General features: G+C 63.0%; 6 protein-coding genes. 2 read left to right on the top strand and 4 right to left on the bottom strand.

The window, feature by feature from the left end:
* Window positions 1–9: 9 nt before the first annotated feature.
* Window positions 10–13,008: a non-ribosomal peptide synthetase gene (locus ACEN83_RS22010; RefSeq protein ID WP_495578436.1), complete on the bottom strand. Its 12,999-nt coding sequence runs from the start codon at window positions 13,006–13,008 to the stop codon at window positions 10–12.
* A 383-nt stretch (window positions 13,009–13,391) separates the two neighbouring features.
* Here ACEN83_RS22010 and ACEN83_RS22015 point away from each other — a divergent pair, with 383 nt between their 5' ends.
* A complete protein-coding gene (locus ACEN83_RS22015; RefSeq protein WP_102700836.1) occupies window positions 13,392–13,940 on the top strand; it encodes an RNA polymerase factor sigma-70 in 549 nt (182 codons plus the stop codon).
* 97 nt (window positions 13,941–14,037) lie between these two features.
* On the opposite strand, the gene ACEN83_RS22020 is transcribed toward ACEN83_RS22015, so the two are convergent.
* From ACEN83_RS22020 to ACEN83_RS22030, 3 genes are all read right to left on the bottom strand, one after another.
* Window positions 14,038–15,051: a GNAT family N-acetyltransferase gene (locus tag ACEN83_RS22020; RefSeq protein WP_495578437.1), complete on the bottom strand. Its 1,014-nt coding sequence runs from the start codon at window positions 15,049–15,051 to the stop codon at window positions 14,038–14,040.
* A 75-nt stretch (window positions 15,052–15,126) separates the two neighbouring features.
* Window positions 15,127–15,885 (bottom strand): substrate-binding periplasmic protein, encoded by a 759-nt coding sequence (locus ACEN83_RS22025; RefSeq protein WP_495578438.1) that lies wholly within the window; start codon window positions 15,883–15,885, stop codon window positions 15,127–15,129.
* 153 nt (window positions 15,886–16,038) lie between these two features.
* Window positions 16,039–16,665 (bottom strand): TetR/AcrR family transcriptional regulator, encoded by a 627-nt coding sequence (locus ACEN83_RS22030; RefSeq protein WP_007973446.1) that lies wholly within the window; start codon window positions 16,663–16,665, stop codon window positions 16,039–16,041.
* 177 nt (window positions 16,666–16,842) lie between these two features.
* On the opposite strand from ACEN83_RS22030, the gene ACEN83_RS22035 reads away from it, so the two are divergent.
* Complete coding sequence (locus tag ACEN83_RS22035; protein ID WP_495578439.1) at window positions 16,843–18,645, top strand: acyclic terpene utilization AtuA family protein; 1,803 nt, start codon at window positions 16,843–16,845, stop codon at window positions 18,643–18,645.
* Window positions 18,646–18,655 lie beyond the last annotated feature (10 nt).

An 18,655-nucleotide genomic window follows, 5' to 3' on the forward strand; every position in this document is an offset into this window, starting at 1 on the left:
AATGGAGATCTACAACCCTTCCAGCTCCGCCATCAGGTCATTCAGGCGATCCACCTTCTCCTCGGTGATCTCGCTGGCCGCCAATCCGTCGATGTACCCGGCCAACTCCTCCACCGTGCTGCACTCGAACATCGCCCGCAACGGCACGTCCCGTCGCAGGGTTTTCTGCACCCGTGAGGCGATCTGCGTGGCCAGCAGTGAATGCCCGCCGAGTTCGAAGAAGTTGTCGCGAACACCCACCTTCTCGACCTTCAGTACCTCAGCCCAAATGTCCGCCAGGGTCTGCTCCAGGTAATTGCGCGGTGCCTGGTAATCCTGGCTCTGCATCTGGCCGATCTCCAGCGCCGGCAGGGCCTTACGATCCAGTTTGCCGTTGGCATTGAGCGGCATCCTGTCCAGCCACAGCCAGTGCAGCGGCACCATGTATTCCGGCAAGTCGGCGCGCAGGCGTTGCTTGATCCGCTCCAATCCCTCGGCCGGACTCAACGCCACATCCGCCGCGACCAGATAGCCCACCAGATGCTTGCCGTTCGCGCCTTCCTGCACACCCACCGCCGCATCGCGGACTTCCGGTTGTTCATGCAGGCGAGCCTCGATTTCACCCAGCTCGATGCGGTAGCCGCGAATCTTCACCTGATGGTCGATGCGCCCGACGTATTCCAGCACGCCGTCACTGCGACGGCGGGCCAGGTCGCCGGTGCGATACAGGCGTTCGCCCGGTGCGCCGAACGGGTTCGGCACAAACACCGGAGCCGTGCGCAGCGGGTCGCTGACATAACCGCGCCCGACCCCGGTGCCGGCGACACACAGTTCACCCACGGAACCCAGCGGCACCAGTTCCAGTGCGCCATCGAGCACATACAACAGGTTATTGTCGGTCGGCGTACCAATCGGCAAATAGCTGCCGCGGGTCGAGGCCAGGTCGACACGGAAGAACGCCACATCATCCGAGCACTCCGCCGGACCGTAGGCATTCACCAGGCCGATCTGCGGATAGCGCAGCAACCATTGATGCGCCAGCTCCGGCGGCATCGCCTCACCGGTCGGCAGCATCCAGCGCAGGCCGTCGAGGCTCATGCGCTCCTGGGCGAGCATGCCCTGGATCAGCGATGGCACGCTTTCCAGCACGGTGATGCCCTGGGCCGCAACATGCGCCAGCAAACCCTGCGGATCGTGGGCGATGGTGTTCGGCACGATGTCCACCCGTGCGCCGAACAGCGGCGCGGCGAGGAACTGCCACACGGAAATGTCGAAGCTTTGCGAGGCGGTCTGGGCGATCACGTCGGCGTCGCTCAGGTTCAGGTACGGCACTTTGCTCAATTGGTTATTGAGCATGCCGCGCTGCTCGACCATCACGCCTTTGGGCAAGCCGGTGGAGCCGGAGGTGTAGATCACATAGGCCAGGTTGTCCGCACTGCTGTAGATGCCGGGATTGTCCGCCGACAGCGCAAGGGCCTGGACCTCCTCCCAGACCAACAGCCGTGGCCGGCTGGCGCAGCCAAACTCGTCAAGCAAGGCCTGCGCCTGTTCACGGCACGCTTGCGTGCACACCAGCAGTGGCGTGCGGCTCAGTTCGATGATCCGGCTCAGACGCTGGCTCGGCAGGCCCGGGTCCAGCGGCAGGTAACCCGCGCCGGCCTTGAAGCTGCCGATGATCATGCCGAGCAAATCGAGGCTGCGTTCGGCCAGCAATGCCACCGGTTGATCGCGTCCGACACCGGCGGCGATCAACGCATGACCGAGGCGGTTACTGCGCTGGTTCAGCTCCGAATAACTGTACTGACGGTCAAGACAACTGGCGGCAATGCGCTGCGGGTGTCGGGCGACCTGCGTTTCAAACAATGAAACGTAGCTCTGCTCCAGTGGATACTCGTGTTCGCTCCGGTTGCAGCCATGGAGGAGGAAGTCCTGCTCCTCGGCCCCCAGCAACGGCAGGTCGGCCATGTCGCCGTGGAAACCTTCCACCAGCGCCAGCAGCAAACGCTTGAACTCGCCGAGCATGCGCTCGACCGTGGCTTCATCGAAGTAGCGCTGGTCGTAGGACAGGTGCAAGCCCAGGTCATCCCCCGGATAGCACACGGCCGTCAGCGGGAAGTTGGTGTGGGTGCGGCCCGAATCCGAGGTCGCGTCGAGGCTCTGCGCACGGTCCAGCACCGAGACTTCCACCGGGGCGTTTTCGAACACGAACAGGCTGTCGAACAGCGGCTGGCCCTTGCGCAGCTCGCTTTGCTCCTGGATGTTCACCAGCGGCAGGTATTCGTATTCACGCAGTTGCATGTTGCTGTCGAGCAGACCGCTGAGCCACTGGCGCACGCTGCATCGCTGGCCGTCCTCGGGCATCTTCACCCGCAGCGCGATGCTGTTGATGAACAGACCGACGGTGCGCTGCATCTGCGGCATCTCCACCGGACGCCCGGCCACGGTGACGCCGAACAGCACGTCGCAATCACCGCTCAAGCGTCGCAGCACCAGCGCCCACGCCGCCTGGGCGAAGGTGTTGATGGTCAACTGATGAGCCTGGGCCAGTTCGCGCAATTGCGCACCGTCACGGGCATCGAGCCGGGTGTAGCGGTCGCCGACGATCATGCCGCCACTGTCGCCGGCATGTTCACGCAGGAACGGCCGGTCGCTCGGGATCGGCGTGGTCCGTTCAAACCCCTGCAGGTTGGTTTTCCACCAGTGCCGCGCTTCGTCCAGGCTCTGGCGTTGCAGCCAGCCAATGTAGTCGCGATAACGCGACACAGGCCCAAGCTGCGCTTCCCGGCCTTCGCCGAGGGCGCTGTAGATCTCGAAGAAATCGTTCATCAGCAGCGAGCGGCACCAGGCATCGATGAGGATGTGGTGGTTGCTCATCATGAACCAGTAGCGCGCCGCGCCGACCCTGATCAAACGCAAGTGGAACGGCGCCTGGTTGAGCAGATCGAACCCGGCTTCGCGTTCGGTCTTGAGCAAGGTTTGCAGCTTCGGTTCTTGCTCGGCTTCGGCGATATCACGCCAGTCGAGGTACTCGATCGGTGTGCTGCCCGGTTTGTGGATCACCTGCAGCATGTCTGTGCCGACGTTCCAGCAGAACGACGCGCGCAATGCTTCGTGGCGGGCGACGACGGCTTGCCAGGCCTGGGCGAAACGCTGCGGATCCAGCTCGCTGTTGATGCGGTAGCGGTCCTGCATGTAGTACAGGCCGGTGCCCGGCTCCAGCAAGGTGTGCAACAGCATGCCTTCCTGCATCGGGGTCAACGGGTAGACGTCTTCGATAACAGCGGCCGGCACCGGCAGCGCATCCAGTTGCGTCTGATTGAGCTGCGCCAGCGGGAAGTCCGACGGCGTCAGGCCGCCGGCGTCGTCGCGCAGGCAATGCTCGATCAGACTGCTCAGCTCACCGAGGTAGGCATCGGCCAACTCGCCGATGGTTGACGGATCGAAGCGTTCGGCGCTGAACGTCCAGCGCAATACCAGTTCACCGCCATACACCTGACTGTCGACGCTCAGCTCGTTGGGCAACGGTGCATCGGCATCGTGGGCCGCGCCGACGGCTTCATCCAGCGGATGGAACAGCGCGTCCGCGCCGAAGCTCTGGTCGAACTGGCCAAGGTAGTTGAAGGTAATCGGTGCCTGCGGTAACACCGCCATGCTGTGGCGACTCGGCTCATCGGCGAGGTAACGCAGCACGCCATGTCCCAGGCCCTTGTGCGGCACGACACGCAACTGTTCCTTGATCGCCTTGATCGAGGCCCCCTGCCCGGCGGCTTCTTCGATGTTCGACGGCGTCAGGCGCAACGGATAGGCACTGGTGAACCAGCCCACCGTGCGGGTCAGGTCGATGTCGTCGAACAGCGCTTCGCGGCCGTGACCTTCCAGCTGGATCAGCGCCGATGACTGACCGCTCCAGCGGCACAGCACGCGGGCCAAGGCGGTCAACAGCAAGTCGTTGACCTGGGTGCGATAGGCACTTGGCGCCTGTTGCAGCAACTGCCGCGTACGCTCGCAGTCGAGACGCACGCTGACGGTTTGCGCATGACGGTTTTGCCGTCCGCCTTCAGGGTGATCGCAGGGCAAATCGGCACTTGGCCCGGCCAGTTGCGTCTGCCACCAGCCCAGCTCTTCGCGCAGGGACTCGCTGCCGGCGTAGGCCTGCAAGCGTGCGGCCCAGTCCTTGAAGGCGCTGGTTTTCGCCGGCAGTCCCACCGACTGCCGTGCCTCCAGTTGGCGATACACGCTTTGCAGGTCATCCAGCAGCACCCGCCACGACACACCGTCCACCACCAAGTGGTGAATGGCGATAAACAAGCGTTGCTGGCCTTCAGGACCATCGACCAGCAACACGCGCAGCAAGGGGCCTTGTTCAAGGTCGAGACTGCGCTGGGCATCGGCGAACAAGGCCGCGCATTTATCCATGGACGAAACACGCACTTGCCACAACACCGGCGCATCGGAAATCGGCTGGTGCAAGGCCTGCCACTGGCCGGCAACCTGGTCAAAGCGCAGGCGCAAGGCGTCGTGCTGTTCGATCACCGCCAGCAACGCTTGCTCCAGGCGATGAGATTCCAGCACCACCGTCGGTTGCAACAACAACGCCTGGTTCCAGTGTTGGCGTTGCGCGATATCGGTGTCGAAGAACCAGTGCTGGATGGGTGTCAGGCGCGACTCGCCCATGATCAAGCCCTGCTCGGCGTTGACCTGCTCGCTGCGGGTGGCCACGGCGGCGAGGGTCTGCACTGTCTGGTGCTGGAACAGGTCGCGAGGGCTGAAGTGAATGCCCTGCTGCCGCGCCCGGCTGACCACCTGGATCGACAGGATCGAGTCGCCGCCCAGTTCGAAGAAGTTGTCGTTGAGACCGACCTGCTCGACGTTCAGCACTTCGCACCAGATCTGCGCCAGCGTGACTTCGAGCTCGTTGGTCGGCGCCACGTAGTCTTGGCGATTCAGCTCCGCGTCCGGTGGCGGGAGCGCACGGCGGTCGAGTTTACCGTTGCCGGTCAATGGCATGCTCGCTAGCAGGATCAGGTGCGTGGGCACCATGTAGTCCGGCAGTTGCGATTTCAGATGCGCCTTGAGGGCTTCGCGCAACATCGATTGCTGCGCTTCGCCCTGCTCGGCGACATCCGTCACCAGATAGCCGACCAGTTGCTTGCCGTTCGGTGCGTCAAGCGCCAGCACGACCGCCTCACGAATTGAGTCATGGTCCAGCAGGCGAGTTTCGATTTCACCGAGCTCGATGCGGAATCCGCGAATCTTCACTTGATGGTCGATGCGTCCAAGGTATTCCACCAGGCCATCGGCACACTGGCGCACCAGGTCACCGGTGCGGTAGATACGCCCGCCATCGGCGGCAAACGGATCGGCCACAAAGCGCTCCGCCGTCATGCCCGGACGCTGGTGATAACCCTGGGCCAGGCCCGCGCCGCCGACGTACAACTCGCCCGTTGCGCCTTGCGGCACCAACGCCAGGTCAGCATCGAGAATGTAGGCCACGCGGTCGCCGATCACACTGCCGATCGGCACGCTGCCGGCGCCCTCTTCCAGCACTTCAGGCGCAAGGCTGGCCAGTGGCATGACCACGGTCTCGGTCGGGCCGTAGGCGTTGAAGAACCGGCTCGGCTTGAACGCTGCACGAATACGCGCCAGGTGCTCACCGGTCAGCGCTTCGCCGCCGGTGATGATCATGCGCACCGGCAGGGTCTGGTCCTGGGTCGCCAGCCATTGCGCCAACTGGCTGCCATAGCTCGGCGTAAAACCGAGTACGTTGATCCGGTGACGACGGATCAGGCCGCAGATTTCTTCCGCGCCCCACTGCCCTTGCGCTCGCAACACCACGTGCGCGCCACTGAGCAGTGGCACCAGCAAACGCTCGGTGGCGGCGTCGAAGTTGATCGAATAGAAGTGCAGTTCGCAGTCGTCGGGGCGCATGCCGAAACGCTCGATCACCGCGCGGCAATGCATGGCGATTTCACCGTGGGACACCACCACGCCTTTCGGTTTCCCGGTCGAGCCCGAGGTGTAGATCAGGTAGGCCTGATGCTGTGCCAGACTGATCGACGGCAGCTCGGTGGCCGGGAAATTGGCCAGCGCAGCGGCGTCTTCTTCAAGACACCAGCGGCCGACGGTCGCTGGCAACTCGCCCAGGGCCTTGAACATCGCCGCATCGCTGAGCAGCAAACCGATGCCGCTGTCTTCGATCATGTAATGCAAGCGGTCCAGCGGGTATTCCGGATCCAGCGGCACATAGGCGCCGCCCGCCTTGAGGATCGCCAACAGGCCGACCACCATTTCCAGCGAACGCTCAAGTGCCAGGCCCACGCGAACCTGTGGTCCGACACCACGCTCGCGCAGCATCCAGGCCAGGCGGTTGGCGCGGCTATCGAGTTCGGTATAGCTCAGGGTCTGCCCGGCGAAGGTCAGGGCCGGTGCGTCCTGGCGCACCAGGGCCTGCTCGGCAAACAGGTGATGGATGCACTGATCCAGCCGATGCTCGCCCGCCTCGACGCCGAGGCTGTCGAGCAGAAGCTGTTGCTCGCCGGACGCCAGCAGCGGCAGTTCGCTCAAGCGTTGTTGCGGATCGGCAATCAGCGCCTCCAGCAGGTTGCGCCAATGCCCGGCCATGCGAGCGATGCGCGGTTCGTCGAACAGATCGGTGCTGTAGGTCAGGCAGCAGCCCAGGCGATGGTCAAGGTCGGTGACTTCCAGGTTGAGGTCGAACTTGGTCGCGCGGGCATCGTTGGCCAGGTACTCGACCGTCATGCCGGCCAGGGTGCGGCTTTGCTGGAACTCCCAGCGCTGCACGTTGCACATCACCTGGAACAACGGGTTGTAGGCCGCACTGCGCGGCGGTTGCAAGGCTTCCACCAGATGATCGAACGGCAGGTCCTGATGGGACTGGCCTTCGATCACCGTGTGCCGCACCTGCTCGAACAGCTCGCCGACAGACATCTGGCCGTCGAGCTGGCAGCGCAGCACCTGGGTGTTGAGGAATGCGCCGATCAGCCCTTCGCTTTCCGGACGAATGCGGTTGGCCACAGGCGCGCCGATGCGCAAATCGGTCTGGCCACTATAGCGGTACAGCAGGGTCGCCAGTGCGGCGGTCATGGTCATGAACAGGGTCAGGCCGTGCTGTGCATTGAAGGCACGGACCCGTGCCGCGAGCTCGTCGCTCAGGTCAAAGCGATACAGCTCACCCTGATGGCTTTGTACCGGCGGACGCGGACGGTCGGCCGGCAACTCCAGCAGCGGATGTTCATGGCCCAGTTGCGTGGTCCAGTAATCGAGCTGACGCTGACGCTCGCCCGACTCCAGCCACTGCCGTTGCCACACGCTGTAATCCAGGTACTGCACCGGCAACGGCGCCAGCGGCGACTCACGGTCGTCGACAAAGGCTTCGTACAGCGCGCTGAGTTCCCGGGCAAAGATGTCCATCGCCCAGCCTTCGGTGACGATGTGGTGCAAGGTGAGAACGAAGTAGTGTTCCTGCTCGGCGGTCTTGACCAGGCACGCACGCAACAGCGGTCCGGTTTCCAAATGAAACGGCTGGTGCGCTTCATCGTCGGCCAGTTGCTGGACCTGCCACTCGCGGCCTTCGGCATCCAGCGCGGTGAAATCCTTCCAGGCCATGCGCACGCCGGTCTCCATGTGCACCTGTTGGCGAGCGACGCCGTCAACGCTCGGGAACGTCGTGCGCAGGGTTTCATGGCGCATGATCAAGGCTTGCAGCGCCGCTTCGAAACGCGCGACATCCAGCACGCCGCGCAGCCGCGCCATGCCGCCGACGTTGTAGGCCGGGCTGTCCGGCTCCATCTGCCAGAGGAACCACATGCGCTGCTGAGAATAGGACAGCGGCACCGCCTGACGGCGGTCGATTGTTTCAATCGGCGGCTGTTTGTTGGTGCTGCCGCCGGCCTGGATCAAGCGGACCTGTTCGGCAAATGCACCCAGTTCGCTGTGTTCGAACAGCGCCCGCAGCGGCAACTCGACGTCACAGGCCTGACGGGTGCGGGAGATGATTTGCGTGGCCAGCAGCGAGTGGCCGCCGAGGGCAAAGAAATCATCGCGCAGGCCGACTGGTGTCAGGCCCAGCACTTCGCGCCAGATGCCGGCGATCTGTTGCTCCAGTTCGGTCACGGGCTCAACGTGTTCGCGAACCTGCCACTGCGGTTCCGGCAAGGCGCGACGGTCGAGTTTGCCGCTCGGGCCGAGGGGCATTTGGTCCAGCCGCATCAGCTGAGCCGGGACCATGTATTCCGGTAGCTGCGCCGTCAGCGCCGCTTTCAGGCGAGTCGTTTGCGCATCGATGGATTCAGCAGTGTCGGTGGTGGTGAAGTAACCGATCAGTTGTCCACCCGCCGCCGTTTCGCGCACCAGCACCACCGCTTGGGCGACACCCTCCTGCGCCAGCAGACGGGCTTCGATTTCTTGCGGCTCGACACGGAAGCCGCGCAGCTTGACCTGCTGATCGAGGCGACCGAGATACTCGATCACGCCATCGCCAGTCCAGCGTGCACGATCTCCGGTGCGGTACAGACGCGCGCCGTGCTCGCCCAATGGATCGACGACAAAACGTTCGGCCGTCAGACCCGGACGGCCCAGATAGCCACGCGCCAGACCGCTGCCACTGATGCACAACTCGCCCGGCACACCGGCCGGCACCGGATTGAGTTCGCTGTCGAGCACGCGGCAGATCACATTGCCCAGTGGCCGGCCAATCGGCGAGCGTTCACCATCGGCGCTGGAGCACTGCCAATGGGTGACGTTGATCGCGGTTTCGGTCGGGCCGTAGCGGTTGTGCAACTGTACGGCCGGCAGTTGCGCCAGCACGCGGTTGCGCAGCTCCGCAGGCAAGGCTTCGCCGCCGGAGAATACGCGGCGCAGGCTCGTGCATTTCGCGCTGAGCGGTTCGTCGATGAACAACGAAAGCAGCGGCGGCACGAAGTGCAGCGTGGTCACCCCGTACGCTTGCACAAGCTGCGCGATGCGATGCGGATCGCGGTGTTCGCCGGGGCCGGCAAGCAACAGGCGACTGCCGGTGATCAGCGGCCAGAAGCACTCCCACACCGACACGTCGAAACTGATCGGCGCCTTTTGCATCAGCACATCGGCTTCGTTCAACTGATAGGTTTGCTGCATCCATTGCAGGCGCTCGGCCAGCGCCGCGTGGGTGTTGCCGACGCCCTTGGGTTGACCGGTGGATCCCGAGGTGTAGATCACATAGGCGAGGTTATCGCCTTGCAGATGCAGACCCGGCGCCTGGCTTGGCCAGTTGTCCAGGTGCAAGGTGTCCATGGCGATCACACTGACGCCCTGGCTGGCCGGCAAATGATCGAGCAACCCGGTTTGCGTCAGCAGCAATTCGACACCGCTGTCGCTGAGCATGTAGGACAGGCGCTCGGCCGGGTAGTCCGGATCCAGCGGTACATAGGCACCACCGGCCTTGAGGATCGCCAGCAGGCCGATCAGCAGTTGCGGCGAACGCTCGCAGGCAATGGCCACGCAGACGTCCGGGCCGACGCCCTTTTCGCGCAGGTAGTGGGCCAGGCGGTTGGCCTGGCTGTGCAGTCCGGCGAAGTCCAGCTGACCGCCGTCCCACAGCAGCGCCGTGCGCTGCGGCGTCAATCGGGCTTGTTGGTCGAGCCGTTCCGGCAGCCATTGACTGGCCGGTGTGCAGGGTGCAACGGACCAGTTCGCTTGCTGGTTGTGCTCAGGCTCAGTGAGCAGTTGCAGATCGCCGAGGGCCGTTTGCGGACGCTCGCAGACTTCACGCAACAAGTTGGCGTAATGCTCGGACAGACGCTCGATGGTCGCCGCATCGAACAACTCGCTGGCGTAGTCGAAGGACAGGCTCAGGCGACCATTGCGATCTTCCTCACTGTGCAATTGAAGATCGAACTTGGCTTCCCGGCTGTGCCACGGCAGCTCTTCGGCAAGTAACCCCGGCAGGCGTTTCAAGGCACTGAGGTCGCGCTGCTGGTGGTTGAACATGACCTGGAACAAACCCTGTTCACGGGCCTGCGGGAAGGCTTCAAGCAGCTGTTCGAACGGCAAGTCCTGATGCGCTTGCGCACCCAGCGCTGCCTGACGGGTTTGCCCCAGCAGTTCAGTGAACAGCAGCCGTGAATCCACCTCGGCGCGCAGCACCTGGGTGTTGATGAAAAAGCCGATCAGGCCCTGGGTTTCCAGGCGCGGACGGTTGGCGTTCGGCACGCCGATGCGGATGTCACGCTGACCGCTGTAGCGATGCAGCAAGGCCTGGAACGCGGCGAGCAGCAGCATGAAGGAGGTCGATTCGTGGGCCTGGGCGGTCTGGCGAATCCCATCGCTGAGGGCTGCACCCAGACGTACGGTATGGCGGGCGGCGCTGTGCAGTTGCTGTGTGGAACGTGGATGATCGGTGGCCAGGCTCAGAATCGGATGCTCATCGCCCAAACGGGCTTTCCAGTAGGCCAGTTGCCGCTCGCCCTCCCCTTGCGCCAGCCATTGGCGCTGCCAGCTGGCGTAATCGGCGTACTGCGTCGGCAATGGCGCCAGCAGCGCTTGCTGGCCCTGGGAGGCCGCCGCATACAGGCGCGAAAACTCGTCGATCAGCACATTCAGCGACCAGCCGTCCGCAATGATGTGGTGCATCGTCACCAACAACTGATGGTCTTCGTCGTCAAGGCGAACCAGCGTCACCCATAGCAGCGGGCCTTTCTCCAGATCGAACCGGGTACGCGCTTCATCCTCGCGGATTTGCAGCGCACGGGCTTCACGCTCGGCGGCCGGCAGGTCGCTGATGTCGATCATTTGCAGGTTGAACCCAGCACCCGCAGTGACCTGCTGCAGGGCCACGCCATCACGCTCGAAGAAACGCGTGCGCAGGGATTCGTGGCGCTCGATCAACTGCTGGAAACTGGCGCGCAATGCGTCCTCGTCCAGCTCGCCACGCAAGCGCAAGGCACCCGGAATGTTGTAGGCGCTGCTGTGGGGGTCGAGTTGCCAGGTGATCCACAAACGGTTTTGTGCCAGCGATTGCGGCATCGGTTGCTGGCGCGACAGCGCCGTGATCGCGCCCTGGGCCAGGCCACCGTCCTGTTGCCGGCGGGCCACGGCATCGGCGAATGCGCCAAGGGTCGGGGCTTCGAACAGCAGGCGCAGGTTCAACTCCAGCCCCAGCGCTTCACGCAGGCGCGCCACCACTTGCGTCGCCGCAATGGAGTTGCCGCCGAGCAGGAAGAAATGATCGTCGGCGCCCACCTGCCCGACCTGCAATTGCTCGCACCAGATCCGGCCGATCAGGCTTTGCAGCTCAGAGCCCGACTCGACCTGGCTTGCACTTTCGGTGCTGGCAGACGGGAACACCGCGTAGCTGTCGAGGCTGTCGTCCGCCAGTCGACTGCGGCACGCCGAGCGTTGCAATTTACCGCTGGACGTCTTGGGCAGCGCACCCGGATTGAGCAGCACCACCACGCTCGGTGCTTCCTGATACGCCTCGGCAACGGCCTGGCGAATGGCTTTGATCAGGGCCTCGGGCGGCAGGATTTTCTGCACGCTGCGGCTGATTTCGGCGGCGATGCCGATGCCCTCCTGACCATCGACCGTGACGGCAAAGGCGGCAACGCGGCCCTTGCGCACCACTTCCACTTCGCTCTCGATGGTCTGCTCGATGTCCTGCGGGTACAGGTTGTGCCCGCGCACGATCAGCATGTCCTTCAGGCGGCCGGTGATGAACAGCTCGCCGTTGCGCATGAAACCCAGGTCACCGGTTCGCAGCCAGGTCTGGCCGGCGTGCCGCACGAACGTCTTGGCTGACGCCTCAGGGTTGCGCCAATAACCGAGGGCGATGCTCGGCCCGCTGGCCCAGACTTCACCGACGGCGTTGTCGGCCTGTTCGCTGAGAGAGACCGGGTCGACGATCAGCACGGCGTGAGCCGGCTGGCTGATGCCACAACTCATGATCGGGCTGCCCTCGCCCGCTTCCACCCGGTTCTGCGCCAGGGCCTGATCGTCCACCCGCAGGTTGCCGATGCCTTCGCCGCGCGCTGTGCCGGCCACGAACAAGGTGGCTTCGGCCAGGCCGTAAGAGGCCATGAAGCTGACCTCGGTGAAACCGCAGGTCGCGAACTTCTCGGCGAAGCGTTCCAGGGTGTCGAGGCGAATCGGTTCGGAACCGGAATACGCCACGCGCCAGCCACTCAGGTCCAGCCGCTCCAGGGCCGATTCGCTGACCCGCTCGCTGCACAGGCGATAAGCAAAATCCGGCCCGCCGCTGATGGTGCCGCCGTATTCGCTGATCGCTTCCAGCCAGCGCAACGGCCGGCCGAGGAAGTACGCCGGCGACATCAACACGCAAGGCACGCCGCTGAAAATCGGCTGCAGCAAGCCGCCGATCAGGCCCATGTCGTGGTACAGCGGCAGCCAGCTGACGATAACGTCTTCGGGGTTGAGGTCGATGCCGAAGCCGTGACGAATCAGCAATTCGTTGGCCACCAGATTGCCGTGGCTGACTTGCACGCCCTTGGGCAGTGCGGTGGAGCCGGAGGTGTATTGCAGGAAGGCGATGTGATCGTCCTGCAAATCCGCCGCGACCCAGCGTTCGGCCAGTGCACCGTCGAGGGTGTCGACACACAGCAACGGCGGCGCCCCGTCGATTTGCTGCAATGCATCGCGCAGCCCGGCGCTGGTCAGCAGCAGGCGCGGCTCGGCATCGCTGATGATCGACAGCAGGCGCTCCTGGTGATGACGGCGCGTCGACTCCGGCGGGTAGGCCGGGACCGCGATCACCCCGGCGTACAGGCAACCGAAGAACGCCGCGACGTAATCCGGGCCGCTGGGGAACAACAGCACGGCGCGGTCGCCAACATCCGCTTGAGCCTGCAAGGCGCCGGCAATCGTCCGCGCCCGCTGATCCAGCTCGCGATAATTGAGCACCACAGCCTGTTCCGGGGTCTCGGCAAGAAAACGCAGGGCCACCCGATCCGGCGTCAGGGCCGCGCGGCGCTGAAGGGCTTGGACCATTGTGCTGGGGAGTTCGAATGCGTCGGTCATGAGGTTTCCTGCCTGAATTCGGCTTGGTAGGAGCGAGCCTGCTCGCGAAAATCCGGAGAACACCGCGGGGTGTCAGGCGCCCGTCGTCATCGTTGACGACCATCGCGAGCGATCTCGCTCCTACGGGGTGATGAGGGTTGCGCTGTGCAATTCACCAATGAGAACGGATGACGTCTTGAAATAATTAGTCGCCAGGTTGCAGCGCCAGGCGGGCTGAAGGGGGCGTCAATGTGTCGCAGTTCGCACTCTGCCCCATTGCCGCGCATCAATTCTTTTTCTCATTTGACAATCATTATCATTAAGCCTAATTTGTCGCTCGATTGTGCAGGACGGCCCCCCGGTTTATCCCCGTCCCACTAACCTTTTGCAGCAAGGTGATTTCCATGATGGAACCAGTATCCACAAGCAGGTGCGATACACCGCTACTTCAGGCATTCGTCGATAATCGACTGATTCTGGTGAAGATCGCAGCCCGTATTACCGGTTGCCGCTCACGTGCCGAAGATGTTGTGCAGGACGCGTTCTTCCGGTTGCAATCGGCCCCGCCCATCACCAGTTCGATCAAGGCCCAGCTCAGCTACCTGTTCCAGATCGTGCGCAACCTGGCGATCGACCACTACCGCAAGCAGGCGCTGGAGCAGAAGTATTCCGGCCCTGAAGAGGAAGGGCTGAATGTGGTGATCCAGGGTGCGTCACCGGAAACCTCGCACATCAATTTCTCGACGCTGGAGCACATTGCCGATGCGTTGACCGAATTGCCGAGCCGCACCCGCTACGCCTTCGAGATGTATCGCCTGCACGGCGTACCGCAAAAAGACATCGCCAAGGAACTCGGCGTCTCGCCGACCCTGGTGAACTTCATGATTCGCGATGCGCTGGTGCACTGCCGCAAGGTGTCGGGGAATCGGGCGGACAGTTTTTCCCATCGTTGAATTTGTGTTGTCCGCTCTAAAAGATCGCAGCCTTCGGCAGCTCCTACATGGAATTACGTTCCCCCCGTAGGAGCTGCCGAAGGCTGCGATCTTTTTTTCAGGCCAGACTGCACCGATCGAAAAACCGCTCACGCCCCAATACCATCAAGGCCGCGCGTTTGTGCGGGAAGTCGAACTCCTTCTCGCAGTGAAAGCACTGGTTGTGCATATACCCGATCATCTTCGCGTTATCGGCACGCGGCTCCGCCACTACGCGCTGCGTGCGTGGATCATCGAGAAACAGGTAATGCACCAGCGCCGATAACCAGCTCGCCACTTTGTGCGGACCGCGATGGTTTTCCTCCCCCACCAGCATGTGAATGCCACGGTCGTAATCGTCGGCATCATAGAAGGGTGCGATGCGATCTTCCTTGGCCCAATAGGCTTCGAAGTAAGCGAACGGCTGATCGTCGAAACACCCGATCAGCGTCAGGGTGTGCGGATCGGCCTCGAGTTTGCTCAGGTATTGGCGATGCTGTTCGAGACTGCCCTGCTCCTGCCAGAAGCTGGCGACGCGCGGACTGTTCTGCCAACGATTGAAACGCGCCAGGTCTTGCTCGATTTCCAGGGTACGCAGGGAAACCCAGGCGCCCAGCCGCGCATCGAATCGTCGATACACCTCACCACGGGGTTTCACCGCTCGCAGTGGGTGACGCTTGCCGCCGGTGATGACCATTTGCTGTGGGTAGCTGCCGGTCAGGGAATACCCCAGCCATGGCTGCGGCAACTGCCAGAACAAGGTGCGCTCGCAGCAATACTGGCCGTTGACGGAAGTCGGAATCAGCAAACCACTGAGCACGGCTTCGTGCGGCACCTCTTGCAGTTGCCAGACCAGGCGCTGACAGTCGGGGTTGCGAGCGAACAGCCAGTAACAGGCCGCCCATATCGCTTGCCCTTCGGGGTGACTGAAGCGCTCCAGCAATTGCGCGTGCAACTCGGGGCCAGGATTGAGCCGCAGGGTGAGCAAAGGCTGGCCTTCCAGGCTGAGGCTCAGGCGGCCTTGCGTTTCATCAGCGGCAAGACGACTGCCGGTCGGCAGGCACAGGGCAGTCAGGTCATTGAGATTGGACATGGGGCGGGCTCACGATAATCGTCGACAGTTCAACGAGGTGACGTCAGCCACGGCGGGAAATTTAGGAAAAGAACGTCAATTGACGACGTGAGGTAGCGGTTCGTTGTGCGGGACCGGCACCACCGCAATCTTGTACGGATCGAAAATCCTCAGCATCTGGCCACTGTCGCGCAAGCCCTGCAACAACTTGCCAAAGGCTTCGCCGCTGATGGGGGCCGCCGGGCGCAGGATGGCGTAATGGTGATAGACCTGATCGATGCGATCGGATGCCAACAACTCCTTGGCGACATTCGGATTGCGCAAAAAATAATCGTTCAGATAAGAACGCGTGACCAGGGCGATGTCGGCGCGACCGCGTAACACCATCAGCAGATTGCTGTCATGGGAATAGGTCAGCGTGGCGTTGTAGTTTTTTTGCAGGTACTGGGGCTCGGCATTGAAGTTGGCAAACTCGTAGTGATAACCGCTGAAGAGTGCCAGGCGCTTGCCGCTCAGGTCGGCAAAATAGCTTTGCTGCCGATCGGGCAGGCGTTGCGCGACAAAAATCTCGGCGTCTTCCAGCCCCATGTCGACGGCGGTATGGGGAATGTCTTCCCAACCCCAGGCCGGATTTTCGAAGATGGCCATGTCGACCCGGCCCTGCTTCAAGTCACCGAAACGCCGTGGAATGGACGTGGGCACCAGGACAAACTGATAGTCACTTTGCGCGGCGTTCAGGGCCTCGACCAGCTGCGGCAGCAACCCGGTATCGGCGCCGGATTCCGGGCGCACGGTGTAGGGCGGAAAATGCGCGGCACCAATGCGCACCAGTTGCGCAGCCTGGGATGGCAGCATCGTAAACACCGCAAGCGTCGCGAGCAAAAGCCGCGAAGCTGTCCGAATTGGCGACCCCCTCAAAACAAGCTCACTCCCCAATAAAACGGCATCGATGACTTCAAGCTAGGCGTTTTCGTCAAGTTAGCCAGTTTAATGCTGGCCAACACAAGTTTATTGCCGGTCTTCCAGCACCAGAATCAACGCTTCATCGGCCAACTGATCAAGGCTCATGCTACCGCCGGCGCGAAACCAGGTGGTGGTCCAGGACAATGCGCCGGTCAGGAAGCGGCGGGTAATGAACACATCGCCGCGGATAAACCCGGCGCTCTTGGCTTCGCCCAGTACCTGCAGCCAGATGTCTTCGTAGATTTCGCGCAGTGCCAGGACCTTGGCCTGGCCCTCTTCGGACAGCGAGCGCCATTCGTAGACCAGCACGGCCATGGCCTCGCCGCTGCCGCCCATGATCGACTGCAATTCACAGCGGATCAGCGCCAGCACCCGTTCGCGCACATTGCCGGCCTCGGCGATGGCCGCACGCATCAACGCGGTGTTGTAGCGGATGGTTTCCTCCATCACGGCGCGCAGGATTTCGTCCTTGCTTTTGAAGTGGTGGAAAATACTCCCGGACTGAATGCCCACGGCACCCGCCAGATCGCGCACGGTGGTGCGCTCATAGCCTTTGTTACGGAACAGGTGGGCCGCCACTTGCAGCAGCTTGCCACGGGCGCTGTCCGGGTCGGTCAATTGGCCGTCGTCCACCAATTCACGCATGACCCTCAGGGCTTTTTGCTCGTCCACCCGTTCTCTCCTACAGTCGATCAATCGATAACGCCGATCACCCCGAAAACAACGGGGTTGCGCGGGCAATTTAAGCTCATGGATGCAACCAAGCAAGCGCTTGGCAGAAGATAACCCGGTCATTTACAAACCAAGCGCTTGCTTGGTAATGTCGACGCACTTGAGTTGGAGGTGCCTATGGAACGGACTGCGCCAAAATCAATTCGCATCGGTTGCGCCAGCGCCTTCTGGGGCGATACCTCGACCGCTGCCGCGCAACTCGTGGAACACGGGCATCTGGACTATCTGGTCTTCGATTACCTGGCCGAGATCACCCTGTCGATCATGGCCGGCGCACGGATGAAAGATCCCCAGGCCGGGTATGCGGGCGACTTCATCGAAGTGCTCGCGCCCTTGCTGCCGCAGCTCGCGCAGCACAACATCCGGGTCATCAGCAATGCCGGCGGGGTCAATCCCCAAGCCTGCGCCGCCGCCCTGCAAGCGGCCTGTGACAAGGCCGGGGTGGCGTTGAAAATCGCCGTGCTGCTGGGTGATGACTTGCAACCGCAATTCAAACAGCTGGGCAGCCAAGGCATTCATGAAATGTTCAGCGGTGCGCCCCTGCCATCGAGGTGCGTCTCGACCAATGCCTACCTCGGCGCACCCGGCATTGTCGAAGCCCTGCGTCTGGACGCGGACATCGTGATCACCGGGCGCGTGGTCGACAGTGCCGTGGTCAGCGCTGCGCTGGTGCATGAGTTCGGCTGGTCGTGGCACGACTACGACAAGCTCGCGCAGGCCGCATTGGCCGGGCACATCATCGAATGCGGCGCCCAGTGCACGGGCGGCAACTTCACCGATTGGCGCGACGTGCCCGACTACGAACACATCGGTTTTCCCATCGTCGAAGTCAGCGCCGACAGCCAGTTCATCATCAGCAAACCGCAAGGTACCGGCGGGCTGGTCACACCGCTGACGGTGGGCGAACAGATGCTGTATGAAATCGGTGATCCGCGCGCGTATCTGCTGCCCGACGTGGTGTGCGACTTCACTCAGGTCAAACTGCTGCAACAAGGCAAGAACGCGGTGCAGGTGCACGGCGCCAAAGGCCTGCCGCCGACGGCTCAATACAAGGTCAGCGCCACGTATCCCGATGGTTTCCGCTGTACCGCCAGTTGCCTGATTGCCGGCATCGATGCCGTCGACAAGGCGCGCCGAGTCAGCGCGGCGATCATCGACAAGACCTCGGAAATGTTCAGCCAGCGCGGCTGGGCACCGTACAGCGATGTGAATATCGAGTTGCTGGGCAGCGAGGCCACCTATGGCCCCCACGGCCAGCGGCAGGACAGCCGCGAGGTGGTGATCAAACTCGCCGTGCGCCATCCGGACAAGCAGGCCTTGATCCTGTTTTCCCGGGAGATTGCCCAGGCGGCCACCGGCATGGCGCCGGGGCTGACCGGCATTGTCGGTGGCCGGCCGACGGTGTATCCGCTGATCCGACTGTTCTCGTTCCTCATCGACAAAACCGCCTGCACGCTGGACATTGATTTCATGGGCCGGCTCCACCCCTGTGCCCTGCCCGCCCTCGATACGCTCGACCCGCTGGACCTGCCAGCCCCGTTCGTTGCACCAAAGCCGACCGGCCAGGCCGACGCCAGCGTGGCCCTGGTCAAGCTGGCGGTCGCCCGCTCCGGCGACAAAGGCAACCACAGCAACATCGGCGTCATGGCCCGCGATCCCGAATTCCTGCCATGGATCGCCGAAGCCCTGACCCCGGAAGTGATCGTCGACTGGATGGGCCACGTCCTCGATCCCATTCACGGGCGGGTCGAACGCTGGTACTTGCCCGCCAGCCACAGCCTGAATTTCCTGCTGGAAAACGCCCTCGGCGGCGGCGGTGTCGCCAGCCTGCGCATCGACCCGCAGGGCAAAGCCTTCGCCCAGCAACTGCTGGAAATCCAGATCCCGGTGCCGCAGCGCATCGCCGACCAGTTCAACTAGAGGATTGTCG

This window comes from Pseudomonas sp. Pseusp49 (assembly GCF_059491875.1).

Bases quoted from the DNA above. Each gene is read 5' to 3' on its own strand.
- ACEN83_RS22010 (WP_495578436.1), bottom strand. From the start codon at position 13,008: ATGACCGACGCATTCGAACTCCCCAGCACAATGGTCCAAGCCCTTCAG.
- ACEN83_RS22015 (WP_102700836.1), top strand. From the start codon at position 13,392: ATGATGGAACCAGTATCCACAAGCAGGTGCGATACACCGCTACTTCAG.
- ACEN83_RS22020 (WP_495578437.1), bottom strand. From the start codon at position 15,051: ATGTCCAATCTCAATGACCTGACTGCCCTGTGCCTGCCGACCGGCAGT.
- ACEN83_RS22025 (WP_495578438.1), bottom strand. From the start codon at position 15,885: ATGCTGCCATCCCAGGCTGCGCAACTGGTGCGCATTGGTGCCGCGCAT.
- ACEN83_RS22035 (WP_495578439.1), top strand. From the start codon at position 16,843: ATGGAACGGACTGCGCCAAAATCAATTCGCATCGGTTGCGCCAGCGCC.